Origin of the sequence: Micromonospora sp. WMMD812, assembly GCF_027497215.1 — a bacterium.
GTDB lineage: Bacteria > Actinomycetota > Actinomycetes > Mycobacteriales > Micromonosporaceae > Micromonospora.
In genome coordinates, this window is the sequence record NZ_CP114904.1 from 1,819,263 (window position 1) to 1,831,557 (window position 12,295).

Below are 12,295 nucleotides of genomic sequence, written 5' to 3' on the forward strand. Positions count from 1 at the left end.
ACAGGCGGGGGACCGCGCCGCCCCCGCCGGCGGCCTCCGCCGGCAACCGACTGTTTGGGGGATCCAGCGAGGCATACATGTACGCGACACACAAACGGCGTAAACAACCCAGACATCCACGGAAGGGGCGCATGGCCCGAGCTGCACCCCGTTGGCAGGGCCAGGATGAGGCCGTCGTATCTCTACTCTTTCGGATAAAAAGCCTCGTTACTGGACAAGCGTCCCATAGCCTCAAAGACGGAGGAATTCTCTCATTCATCTTTACGGCGACCGAAAGGTAGATCATGAGGCGCAGAGTGTTCGCCACGGCCGCGATCCTCGCCGGCCTGACTGGTGCCGGGTCCATCCCGGCGTTCGCCCTCGCGGACGGCGGGGACCCGGGGCACCGGCACGACGACCGTGGGAGCCACGGAAAGCACCAGGAGGACGGGGATGACGATGCGCTCTTCGTGCAGACCAACAAGGCGGAGGGCAACACAATCAAGGTCTACGACCGGGACGAGGATGGCCGCCTCGCCCCGGCCGGCGAGTATGAGACGGGCGGCCTGGGCGGGTTCACCATCGGCGCGCCGGTCGACGCGTTGGCGTCGCAGGGATCGCTGACCTTCCACGACGGGCTGCTGTTCGCCCTAAACGCGGGCAGCAACACCGTGACCGTGTTCCGGGTCGACGGCACCAAACTCCACCGGTTGCAGGTGGTTTGGTCCGGGGGCCTCTTGCCGGTCAGCGTCGACGTACGCGACGACCTCGTCTACGTGCTCAACGCCGGCGGTGAGGGCTCCGTACAGGGCTTCGAACTGCACAAGGGACAGTTGTCGCCGATCAAGGACGCCAACCGTTCGCTCGGGCTGCACAACGGCAACCCGCCCAACTTCATGACCGCCCCCGCCCAGGTCGAGATCGACCCCGAAGGCGAATTCGTGCTGGTGAGCACCAAGGCCGCCAACGTGATGTTCAGCTACGAGATCGGCCGCGACGGCCAACTGTCCCGGCATCCGGTGATCAGCGACGCGGGCAACACCCCGTTCGGGTTCACCTTCGACACCGAGGACACGCTGCTGGTCACCGAGTCCGGCAGCAACGAGGTCAGCCGTTTCGAACTGGAGAAAGATGGCGAACTCGACCAGATCGGGCCGTCGGTGCCCAACGGCCAGCAGGCGCCGTGCTGGATCCAACGCGTGGGTGACTACTTCTTCGTCGCCAACGCCGGAAGCTCCACCATCAGCTCGTACAAGGTCGACGAGGACGGCAAACTCGTCCTCGTCGAGGCCGTCGCGGCCGACACCGGCGGCGGCTCAATCGACATGACCACCAGCGACGGGTTCCTGTACGTCCAAAACGCCGCCGCTGGCAACGTGCAGGGCTACGAGGTCGGCAAGGACGGCTCCCTCGAGCTGGTCACCGAGGTGAAGGGGCTTCCGAGGTTCGAGAATGGCATCGGGATGGAAGGCATCGCCGCCTCCTGACCTCACGTCAACCGCTGGTCCCGGTCGCTGACGCGACCGGGACCAGCGCTTGTGCTCCAACCTGCTGACCCGCGGTGGCCCGCCGGGGCGGTCGATAACAGGCACCGGGCCTGGTCGAGAGGTCCGGCCAGGCTGAGTGCGCAGGTTCGGCTAGGAGACGACTATGCCTTCGCCGGCCGCGTTAGGGACGGTGATCGAGCCGGTGGCGGTCAGCGAGCCGTTGGGTTGACCTGGAATGCGTCGACAGTGCCGTTGACGCCGGTCTGGACGTAGAGGAAGTGTCCGTCGGGGGAGACTGCAGCGTCGACGGTGCCGGGGTTGGTGATTCTCCTCGATGGAGCGGCTCGTTTGACTACCGGTTGGCTGCAAGCCGTGGGCGGGTTTACCAGCGGGGGCGGCGGTTAACGGCGTCGTAAGAACTGGCCCATACGAGATGCCCTCGGGTCACAGCCTCGGATCGGTTATCGCGGCCAGCAGACCTTCGAGGTCCTCCCTGCACGGGCCGCAGGCGCGCAGGTGGGCGGCGAGTCCGCGGTAGCGCTCGGCCGCCGCCTCGGCGTTCGTGGCAGCCAGTTCGGCGTACACGTGCAGCATCTCCATCGCCTGGCCGCAGCCCACGTCTTCGGGATCCGTCTGCAGGAAACGATCGAGTGCGGACAAGTTGTTCATCACTGCTCCGAGGTGTTGTCATGCGGATACCCATGAGCGGCGAGAGCGGTCCGCAGCTTACGCCGGGCGTCGAACATGATCTTGTAGATCGCATTCCGGCTCGACCCGAGCCGCGCGACCAGGGCGTCCAACGGTACGCCGTTCAGCACGATCTCGACGAAGACTTGGCGCTGACGCTCGGTCAGCTCCGTCTCCACCGCCCGGCGCAGCGCCGTGACCAGCTCGCGCCACTCGAACTCCCGGGCCGGTTCGAGGCCGAACCGGTCCGGCAACCGCTCCCACTCCTCGGCCTCGAGCGGCACCTGCGGCCCGCGCCAGAAGTGGCGGCCGACCTTGCTCGACACCTCGAAGATCACGAACTTGTACGCCCAGGTACTGAAGCGGCTCTCCCCCCGGAACTGCCCGATCTTGCTGGTGATCGCCAGCAGCGCGTCGGCCGCCGCCTGGTACGCCAGGTCGTCGAGCTCCGGGCCGTCGATGCGCAGCAGCCCGCTCCGGCGCCGCACCTCGCCGCGCGCGACCCGCAGCAGGAGCGCGTGCAGCCGCGCGAGCGCCGCCGCCCGCTCCGCACCGCTGCCGCCGATCGTGCGCACCCACTCGGCCGACTCCGGGTCGAGTCGGCTCGAGGTGTCCGGGCAGCCGTCCAGCGTCGTCGGGTCTGTGGGCATCACATGCCGAACTCTAGCCACGGCCGCCCGAAGACATCCGGCGGAACCTGGGAGGTGTGCAGGGCCGGGAGACCGTTCCGCGGCCCACGCTGTGACGGCGGTCTCACGGCGGTAAGAACTCGCTCGGACATGTCGCCAAAGATGCATGACAGATTCGTTCGCGGCCAGGACCGCGTTGGTGACCGGCGCCGGGCGGGGCATCGGCCGGGCGACCCGCCGTCGGACTCGGCCGGGCCGGCGCGACCGTCGCTCTCCAAGCACGTTGCGAGCACGAACTCACCGAGACTGCCGGCTCTCGTCCAGGAGTCGGGTTCCCGGGCGCTCGTCGTACCGGCGGACCTCGGCGCTGCTCGCCCGCCTGAGCGCCGACAACCGCACCGCACAGGTGTGGGACGTCTTCGATCCCGCCTGATCCCCTGATCCGGCCGGCGGGCGCCCGGCTCCCCACCGCACGGCGCCCCCACCGGCCGCCGGGACCGGCCCGCCGATCCGGCGAGACGGTGGCCCCCGCGGGGCGGTCCCCATCCGGGCCGACCAACTTGCCGATCGAACCCAGAAACAACTTGCAAACCGAAACAAGGAGATTCAGAAATGAGCCTGCTACAGCCCGGTGAGCAGTTTCCCGCGCTCACGCTGCACCTGCCCGACGGAGAGAACCTGCGAGTGCCCGAGACCCTCGCCGGTGGCTTCGGCGTCGTACTCTTCTACCGCGGCTCGTGGTGCCCATACTGCAAGGCCCAGCTGCGGGCCTTCCAGCGGTCACTGGGGAAGCTCGCCGAACTTGGCGTCAAGGTGGTCGCGGTCTCGGTCGACGACGAGGCCACCACGAAGCAGACGATCGCGGAGCACGGTCTGGAGTTCCCGGTGGGCCACAGCGCGGACCCTGCCGCCTTCGCCCAGGCGACCGGCGCTTTCGTCAACGACGATCCGAGGTACCTCCAGTCGACCGGCTTCGTGCTCGACCCGGAGGGCAAGGTCGTGGTCAGCGTCTACTCCAGCGGGGCGATCGGACGCCTCGTCCCCGAGGACGTCGCCGGCCTGGTCCGCTACCTGCGCGAGCACCAGGCCGCGTAGCGTCGACCACAGAGGAAGTGACCCAGGCGATGACCAGCACCCTGCCCGCCCTTCACCGGCACCTCCCCGGTGCCGGCCAGTCCCGACGTGACAGTGCCCCGCCGCCCACCCCGGGCGGCGCGAGGATCAGTTGGCCCGCCGAGGCCCGCCCCACCACCCGGTGAGGAGTCGCTCGCCCACAACGGCGAGGATCCACAACACCCACCGGAAACCCGGTGAACGTTAGTGGACACCGCACTAGCTGTATTGCCCAGGGGCCCCAGGCAGCCGCGCCTCCCACGAGCACAGCCCGCTCGCCCGGTCACGTCATATGACGGCGCCGCCCTTGGCTCAGTGGAGCTCTCGTCGGTCACCCGGGCGGCGGTGCATCCAGTCAGTGGCGCCGGTCACGGTCCAATCCCGGCAGTCCGGGTGCTCAGGGGTTGCCTTCGCCCTCGTTGATCGCCTGGCGGTTGCTCATGAGCTCGGAACCCCGCCCGGCAGCCTGCGCTGCCGGCGGAGGCGCGGTCGCGGTATCCACGGTCTGCTCGCGCCACTGACCGCCCCCGCCTTTGAGCAGCCGTGCCACCATCGCCCGAGCCTGCGCCTCAGTGTCGAACTCCCAACGCCGGATACGACCCGTCTCCGAGTCACCGGCCCGCGCGACGACCCGCCAACGCGTCTCCCGGGTCAGCCACACATCCCGCCGCGCCAGTCGCCCCCACACCCCGTTCCACCAGCGCCGCCCCCTCACATCCACCACCACGGCATAGTACATACGTTCGACAGGACGGTGTTCGGATCCCGGCGTCGACAAAGCCACCAACATCAGCGGCGCGGCGGGGCGGGCGCACTACCAGCGGGGCGATGCAACGCCACTCGGGTCTTGAGCACGACCGGCGCCCCGACCCCGAACCGCCATAGCGCCGCAGTCCAAAGTGGTCGCCGCACGAGTACGCCCTGCCCTCAGCGCCAGCCCGGCCGGGTGGGGAATTGATGCCGCATGAGCCAGCGGCGCCAGCGATCCAAATGCGGGCCGTTACGGCGGCGCCCGCCCAGACGAGCGACACAAGGCCCACCGGAGCCCGGTAGGTCAATAACCGTCCGCTGCTCCCAAACCGCTCCCAAAGGAAGGGGCATAAGCAAAAAAGCTCGTTACCGGATACTCCGGCAACGAGCTTCTGACCTGCGGATACAGATGGTGGGCGATACTGGGATCGAACCAGTGACCTCTTCAGTGTGAACGAAGTGGTCTCGAAAGGCAGCACGAGAGCACCCTGGGGCCGCTGCGTCTCACTGGTCGTGTCGTTCACGCGTCGGCGTCCCCCGGCTCTCCCTCGACTGTGTCCGGCTCTCGGCGGGCCACCGATGGCGCGTCGCGTGCGTGAGCAATCTGTCCAGAGGTTCGTACGAGCCGTAAGATCAGCGGACATGACGGTTCTATCCCAGGTTCCGCCAGCGGCTTGGCGTTGCAGCGCACGCCTTCTTGCCGGTGCTCTTCCCTCGCTCGCGGCCGTCCCGTTGGCCGTAACGCTGATGTTCTTCGTTCGGATGTCAGTCGAAGGCGTCGATGCTGCCACACTCAGCAGCGGCGCCTACGATCCGAGAATCGGCATTCTGGAATCCTCCGTCTGGCTATGGGGAACGATTTTTCTGGGGTTCTTCTGGGCGCCCGCTCTCGCGCTTCTCATGGTGCCGTTTTCGGTAGTGGTGCTCGTGCGGGGCCGAGACCACGTTTCACCTACCGCCCGGCGTCGCCTTCTGATCATTACGGTGGCAATTACTACTGCCATTGACGATGTATGCCAATCCGATCAGCGGTGACGTCATTCGCTGGATGCTTGATTGACATCAAGCGTTGCCCTCGATCCGCTCCCGCGTGGCCCTCGTGCTGTCCGCCGCCCCACCGTGCGGTATCGCCGAGGCAGGCAGGTGAGCGCCAAGTCCGGTCGGCGCGGCACGCAGACCGGTCACGCCCGGCTGGATCCTGCGCAGAGCCCATTCACCGGCCCCGGGGGGCATCCCAGTTGCGGGCGAGTCCGAGAATTCCGTAATCCGGCTTGTCGCCGCGGGTCTCCGAACATGTGGCGGCCGGGCGCACCCGGCTCGGGGGCCGAGCGGCCCGGCACAGGAGGAGTGAGGCCATGTCGTCAACCGGTCGGGGCCTGGCCGACACCGGGCTGGTCGACGCGGCCCGGCAAGGCGACCGGCACGCGCTCGACGATGTCGTCGCCGCGTCCCTCCCGCTGGTCTACAACATCGTCGGGCGGGCGCTGCGCGGCCACGCGGACGTCGACGACGTGGTCCAGGAGACGCTGGTACGGGTGATCCGGCATCTGCCCGCCCTCAACGACCCGGGGGCGTTCCGGTCCTGGCTGGTGGCGATCACGATCCGCCAGGTCCGGGACTGGGAGCAATGCCGGCGCATCGCCCTGCACCGCGACGCCGGGCTCGAGGCGATCCACAACGTGCCCGACCCGAGCGCCGACTTCGCGGGGGTGACGATCCTCCGGCTCGGTCTCACCGACCAGCGACGCGAGGTCGCCGAGGCGACCCGCTGGCTGGACCCGGGCGATCAGGAACTGCTGTCGTTGTGGTGGCTGGAGGAGACCGGCGACCTGGCACGGAACGAGATCGCCGACGCCCTCGGCCTCTCCCCCGGGCACGTCGCGGTGCGGGTGCACCGGATGAAGGAACAGATCCAGGGCACCCGGGCGATCGTCCGCGCGCTGCGGGAACCCGGCTGCCCCGACCTGCGCGCCGCGGTCGCCGGCTGGGACGGCGTCCCGAGTCCGCTCTGGCGCAAGCGGCTGGCCCGGCACGTCCGGGACTGTGCCACCTGCGGGCGTCTGGGTGACACCCTGCTGCCCATCGACCGGCTGCTCGCCGGCCTGCCGCTGCTGCGGCTCCCGGCCAGCGTCGGCGGCCAGTTTCCGAGCGCGGCCGTGCCGTCGGCCGCCTCGCACGCCGTCGGGTACGACCCCCCGGTTCCGGCGGCCGGGCACACCGCCGGGACGACTTCACGCGGCGGTGTGCCCACCAGCCCCGACGACGGGCATGGCCTCGTCGGCGCGGTGGGGCACGGGCTCCGCGGCCCGCTCGCCTTCCTCGGCGCCGGCGTCGCCGCCGTCGTCCTGGCGGTGACCGTGGTCGTGGTGACCCGGCCGGACGAGCCGCCGGCGCCGTCGGTGGCCGCCCCGCCGCCCGCCGTCGTCGCCTTCCCCAGCGGATCGCCGTCGCCGAGTCTCCCGCCGAGCCCGCGTTCGTCGGCCAAGGCGCCGGCCGCGCCGGCGGTCAGTTCGCCGAGGAAGGGCGTCGGGGTGTGGAACTTCGCCGGGGCCAGCCAGGCGTTGGCGAACTCGAAGGCCGGCTGGTACTACACCTGGGGCACGCAGCACCCGGGGATCACCACCCCCCGCGGGGCGGCGTTCGTGCCGATGATCCGCAGCGCGGACAACGTCACCGTCACCGAGTTGGCCAGGGCGAAGGCGGCCGGGCCGTACCTGCTCACGTTCAACGAGCCGGACATCCGCGAGCAGGCGAACGTGACCGTCGAGCAGGCGTTGGACCTGTGGCCGAAGCTGATGGCGACCGGGAGCACGCTGGGCAGCCCGGCGGTCGCGTGGGGCGGCGCGGACTCCGGCGGTTGGCTGGACCGTTTCATGTCCGGCGCCGCCGCCCGCGGCCACCGGGTCGACTTCATCACCCTGCACTGGTTCGGCGCCGAGTTCGCCACCCCGCAGGCGGTGGACCAGCTCAAGCGGTATCTGCAGGCGGTGTACCAGCGGTACCGGAAACCGATCTGGCTGACCGAGTTCGCGCTGATGCGCTTCGACGGCGGGGGTCAGCAGTTCCCCAGCCAGGAGCAGCAGGCCGCGTTCCTCACCGCGGCGACGACCATGCTCGGCGAACTGCCGTACGTGCACCGCTACGCCTGGTTCGGCCTGCCCGCCACCGACAAGGACCGCTCCGGGCTGTTCCGCGACGGCACCGAGACGACTGCGATCGGCCGCGCGTTCCAGGTCGCCCGCTGAGCAGACGGCCGGGGGCGCGGCGTCGACGGCCCCGACCCGTGACTCTGTCGAGAATGGACCGTGTGCGGGTACGCTGTGCCGGTCGCACGAAGCAGTGCCCTCGCCCGACCGAGCCGATGGGAGCTTGGCATGGCCGGCCCGGATTCTGAACTCGCCGCGCAGCTTCAGCCCGAGGTGCCGCACGCGGCGCGGATCTGGAACTACTGGATGGGCGGCAGCGACAACTTCCCGTCCGACCGGATGGCCGGTGACGCCGTCGTCGAGGTCTACCCGGAGATCGCCGTGATGGCGCGGCAGTCCCGTCGGTTCCTCGTCCGGGCCGTGCGGTTCCTCGCCGCCGAGGCGGGCGTCCGGCAGTTCCTGGACATCGGGACGGGCCTGCCCACGATGCAGAACACCCACGAGGTCGCCCAGCGCGTCGCGCCCGAGTCGCGGATCGTCTACGTCGACAACGACCCGATGGTGCTCGTGCACGCCCGTGCCCTGCTGTCCGGCGCGACGTCCGAGGGCGCGACCACGTACGTGCCCGCCGACTACCACGACCCGGAGGGAATCCTGGTTGAGGCGGCGGAGACGCTGGACTTCGCGAAGCCCGTCGCGGTGATGTTCATGGGTGTGATGGGCTACGAACCGGATCTGGACGTGGTGCGCTCCATCGTGCGGCGGACGATGGCCGCCACCGCGTCCGGTAGCCACCTGGTGTTCTGGGACGGCACGAACACCAGCCCGGCGGTGGTCTCCGGCGCGAAGCGGCTGGTGGAGAGCGGCGGCGTGCCGTACATCCTGCGCAGCCCCGCGCAGCTCGCCGGTTGCTTCGACGGGCTGACGATGGTCGAGCCCGGTCTGGTGCCGATCACGTCGTGGCGTCCGGACGACGGCGACACCGAGACGGTCGACGCGTACGGCGGTGTGGCCCGCAAGCCCTGACCGGTTCGCCGGTCCCGGCGGCTGAGGGAATCGACGGACAGGCGGCGCGGATGTCGGGACAATGCTCGGTGACGAGGCGAGCCGCTGGGGGCGGGAGCGGATGACGGCGTATCCGCCGGCGGGCAAGGGGGTGGAGTGGGATGTCGAGTGAGCCGGAGCCGGGCCTTGTGCCCGAGCATCTGCGGACCACCGCCTACCGAGGTGACCCGATCCGGATGACGGTGGACGGGGAGGAGTTCCGGGTGGGTGTGCGCGCCGAGTCGCCCGGCACGTACGACTTCGACTGGCTCACCGGGCCGCACGAGTACGGCTTCGCCCTCTCCCGATCCGGCGGCTACGAGCTGAGCCGGTCCGAGATGGAGGAGGCCATCCGCGGCTTCCTCGCCGAGATCGATCCCGCCACCGGGTACCTGGCGGAGTGACGGCTGCGCCGGAGCGCCGGCGCTCGATCGCGCACGACTTTCCCGTCTTCTACCGCGCCGTCCCGGACCTTGCGACCGGACGGCCGTGGCGCAACGGATCGATCACGACGCCGGGGTTGAGGATCCCCGCCGGGTCGAGTGCCGCCTTGCCGGCCTGGAGCGCGGAGGCGAACAGGTCGGGTCTCTGCTGGTCGTACCACGGCCGGTGATCGCGGCCCACCGCGTGGTGGTGGGTGATGGTGCCTCCGGCGGCGATCAACGCCTCGGAGACCGCTGTCTTGATCTCGTCCCACTGTTCCACCGTCCTGCCCCACGCGCCGGCGGCGTAGATCCCGAAGTACGGCGCGGGGCCGTCGGGGTAGACGTGGGTGAAGCGGCAGGTCACGACCCCTACGGCGCCGACCTGGTGCATCGCGTCCGCGGCGGCGGCGTTGACGGCCGCGCGCAGCGCGTCGAACCGGTCCCATGTGCAGGCCGTCTCGACGGTCTCCACGATCATGCCCCGCGCCGCGAGCGCGTCCCGCTGGTACGGCATCCGCAGGAACGAGGAGCGCCAGGTGTCGGCGGCTCCGCTGCGGGCGGCCTCGTCGGCGGTGTCGGTGTAGCGCGGCGGCTCGGGCAGGTCTCCGCCGTGGTCGCGGCACAGCTCCAGCGCCCGTTCCATCCAGGCGGTGACGGGGTGATCGGCGGATTCGAAGCCGAGCACCAGGACGGCGGTGGAGGAGCCCGCGTTGATCAGTGCCTCCATCGGGTCCAGGAGGCGGCAGTTGGCCGGGTGCAGCCCGGACTGCGACAGCGCCCGCACCGCCCGTACGCCGGCGTCGTAGTCCGCGAAGGCCACCGAGGCGCCGGCGCGCCAGCGGGGCCGGGCCTGGAGCCGGACCCAGGCCTGGGTGATGACGCCGAGCGACCCCTCGGAGCCGAGGAACAGCCGGTCGGGAGAGGGGCCGGCGCCCGAGCCCGGAAGCCGGCGGGTCTCGACGACGCCGGCGGGGGTGATCACCCGCAGCGACTCGGTGAGGTCGTCGATGTGGGTTAGCTGCGTCGCGAAGTGGCCGCCGGCCCGGGTGGCCAGCCAGCCGCCGAGGCTGGAGAACTCGAAGGACTGGGGGAAGAACCGCAGGGTGTACCCGTGCGGCCTGAGCTGCTCCTCCAGATGCGGGCCGAGAACCCCGGCCTGGACGAGCGCGGCCCGGCTGGTGGCGTCGACCTCGAGGACCCGGTTCATGGAGGTGAGGTCCAGGCTGACCACTGCGGAGTACGCGCCGCCCACCCGGGGCTCGACCCCGCCCACCACCGACGTGCCGCCCCCGAAGGGGACGACCGCGATGTTCGCGTCGGTGCACCAGTCCAGCACGCGGACGACGTCGGCCTCCGAGGTCGGGCGCACGACGAGGTCGGGAACGTCGGACAGCTTCCCCAGCAGCGCCCGCACCACGTCGCGGAACGCCTGACCGTGGCTGTGCGCCAACCGGTCGCGGACGTCGTGCGAGGCGATTGGCGCCAGCGCCTGCGGCGCCCGGACCCGGCTGGCGCCCACCCCGAACGACTCGATCGGCGGCGCGTCGTGCATGGTCAGGTCCACGCCCGGGAGCATCGCCGCGGCGCGCCGGCTGAGTTCCGCACCCTCCGGGCCGGCCACCGCGTCCTCGACGGTTCCCCAGCCCCACCACGAACGCGTCCTGCCCGGCACGGCCGCACCACCCATCTGAACGGCGGGTAAGTTACCTGCCGGTCATGTTGGCACAGCCCGACCCGGTCGGCGGGGACGCTCAACCCGTCATGGACTCAGTGACCGGCAGCGGCGTTGCCGTCGCCGAGCTGTTTCACGATCTCCGCGAGCACCGCGTCGGTCTCGGCACTCGGCCTCAGCAGCATGAAGGCGTGCGTCATGCCCGGGTACTCGTGCAGCGTGACCCGGGTGCCCGCCGCGCCGTCGGCGAGGCGGGTGAGCCGCCGGGCGTCCGGGGTGAGGATGTCGTTGGCTCCGGCGAAGACCGTCACGCGGCCGAGGTTCGCCAACGGCCCGTTGACCGGGCTCAGCCACGGCGCGGACAGCTCGTCGCCGCCGGCCCACATCCGCGCCAACCTCGTCAGGTCCTCGGTCGACGACATCGGGTCGTACGGCTCGAGGGCGGGGATGTCGGGGTTGGTCATCGTGGCGTCGAGCCAGGGCGACATCAGGATCAGGTCCGCGGGCCGTGGGTGGCCCTCCGGCAGCGACTGGACGAGCGCCATCGCCATGGTTCCGCCCGCGGAGTCGCCCATCATGGCGAACCGCTTCGTGCCGCTGCGCCCGGCGACGTGGTCGTAGAGCCGCCGGAGGGTCGGGAACACGTCGCGGTGGGTGTGTCCGGGGGCGACCGGGAAGTCGGGCACGGTGAACGCCCGGCCGGTGAGCGCGGCCAGGCGGGCGATGAGGTCCTGGTGCGTGGGTTGCAGGCGGCTGACGTAGCCGCCGCCGTGCACGTAGAGGACGTGCCCGGTGACGTCCTCCGTGCGGGGTGTCACCTCGTAGACAGGCCACCCCTCGAACGGGCGCTCGGTGACGTTGATCTGTCGCAGCAGGGTGGAGGCGGACCTGTCGGCGTGACGGGACATCAAGGGTTCCTTCGGTGCTCGTGTGGCGTGCGTCGGACGGGAGTCGTTGCCGGGTCACACCGGCCGCACGGGTAGGCGGCGCCTACCCGTGCGGCTGGGGTTCATGCGGCGGAGGCCAGGCGCAGGGCGACGGCGGCGAGCGAGACGATCAGGAGCACGGTGGGCGGGAGGATCATGCGGTCGCGTACGCGAAGGTGCGCGCCGATCGCGCCGAGGAAGTAGAGGACGAGGCCGGTCCCGGCGGCGACTCCGAGGGGCCACCACAGCAGACCCGCGAGAAGTCCCAGGGCGCCGGCCAGTTCGAGGGCCGCGAGGACCGGGGCGATCTTCAGTGCTCCGACCCGGTCCAGCGTGGCGACCTGGGCCGGTGAACGGTGCAGTTTTCCGATGGCGGACACCACGAGGAGGGCGGCGAAGGCGACGCTGACCACGAGGGTGGCGATGAACACGGTGAC

12 protein-coding genes are annotated in these 12,295 nt (G+C 70.4%); 6 read left to right on the forward strand and 6 right to left on the reverse strand.

The features are described 5' to 3' along the window. The first annotated feature begins 284 nt into the window (after positions 1–284). Positions 285–1,466, forward strand: a complete 1,182-nt coding sequence (locus O7603_RS08300) for a beta-propeller fold lactonase family protein (protein ID WP_281575100.1) — start codon at positions 285–287, stop codon at positions 1,464–1,466. A 444-nt stretch (positions 1,467–1,910) separates the two neighbouring features. On the opposite strand, the gene O7603_RS08305 is transcribed toward O7603_RS08300, so the two are convergent. Both O7603_RS08305 and O7603_RS08310 read right to left on the reverse strand, forming a co-directional pair. Continuing rightward, a complete protein-coding gene (locus O7603_RS08305) occupies positions 1,911–2,135 on the reverse strand; it encodes a hypothetical protein (RefSeq protein WP_281575101.1) in 225 nt (74 codons plus the stop codon). Beyond that, positions 2,135–2,803, reverse strand: a complete 669-nt coding sequence (locus tag O7603_RS08310) for a sigma-70 family RNA polymerase sigma factor (protein WP_281575102.1) — start codon at positions 2,801–2,803, stop codon at positions 2,135–2,137. Before O7603_RS08310 ends, O7603_RS08305 begins: the two co-directional genes overlap by 1 nt. Before the next feature lie 591 nt (positions 2,804–3,394). Between O7603_RS08310 and O7603_RS08315 the strand changes: the two genes are divergently transcribed. Beyond that, complete coding sequence (locus O7603_RS08315) at positions 3,395–3,877, forward strand: peroxiredoxin family protein (RefSeq protein ID WP_281575103.1); 483 nt, start codon at positions 3,395–3,397, stop codon at positions 3,875–3,877. 415 nt (positions 3,878–4,292) lie between these two features. Here the strand turns inward: O7603_RS08315 and O7603_RS08320 are convergent, their stop codons facing one another. Next, positions 4,293–4,448, reverse strand: a complete 156-nt coding sequence (locus tag O7603_RS08320) for a hypothetical protein (protein WP_281575104.1) — start codon at positions 4,446–4,448, stop codon at positions 4,293–4,295. Positions 4,449–5,287: 839 nt separating this feature from the next. Here O7603_RS08320 and O7603_RS08325 point away from each other — a divergent pair. The 4 genes from O7603_RS08325 to O7603_RS08340 all read left to right on the forward strand — a co-directional run bounded on the left by O7603_RS08325 (position 5,288) and on the right by O7603_RS08340 (position 9,239). Then, positions 5,288–5,680 (forward strand): hypothetical protein, encoded by a 393-nt coding sequence (locus tag O7603_RS08325; RefSeq protein WP_281575105.1) that lies wholly within the window; start codon positions 5,288–5,290, stop codon positions 5,678–5,680. A gap of 320 nt (positions 5,681–6,000) precedes the next feature. Next, complete coding sequence (locus tag O7603_RS08330) at positions 6,001–7,890, forward strand: sigma-70 family RNA polymerase sigma factor (protein ID WP_281575106.1); 1,890 nt, start codon at positions 6,001–6,003, stop codon at positions 7,888–7,890. Between the two features lie 129 nt (positions 7,891–8,019). Further along, positions 8,020–8,817 (forward strand): SAM-dependent methyltransferase, encoded by a 798-nt coding sequence (locus O7603_RS08335; RefSeq protein ID WP_281575107.1) that lies wholly within the window; start codon positions 8,020–8,022, stop codon positions 8,815–8,817. A gap of 140 nt (positions 8,818–8,957) precedes the next feature. Continuing rightward, entirely contained in the window at positions 8,958–9,239 is a 282-nt protein-coding gene (locus O7603_RS08340) for a hypothetical protein (RefSeq protein WP_281575108.1), read from the forward strand. 49 nt (positions 9,240–9,288) lie between these two features. On the opposite strand, the gene O7603_RS08345 is transcribed toward O7603_RS08340, so the two are convergent. From O7603_RS08345 to O7603_RS08355, 3 genes are all read right to left on the reverse strand, one after another. Continuing rightward, positions 9,289–10,932 (reverse strand): FAD-binding oxidoreductase, encoded by a 1,644-nt coding sequence (locus O7603_RS08345; protein ID WP_281575109.1) that lies wholly within the window; start codon positions 10,930–10,932, stop codon positions 9,289–9,291. Between the two features lie 95 nt (positions 10,933–11,027). Next, complete coding sequence (locus tag O7603_RS08350) at positions 11,028–11,840, reverse strand: alpha/beta hydrolase (protein ID WP_281575110.1); 813 nt, start codon at positions 11,838–11,840, stop codon at positions 11,028–11,030. 101 nt (positions 11,841–11,941) lie between these two features. Next, positions 11,942–12,289 carry a DoxX family protein gene (locus tag O7603_RS08355; protein WP_281575111.1) on the reverse strand — a complete coding sequence of 116 codons (348 nt, stop codon included), beginning with the start codon at positions 12,287–12,289 and terminating at the stop codon, positions 11,942–11,944. Positions 12,290–12,295: the final 6 nt, after the last annotated feature.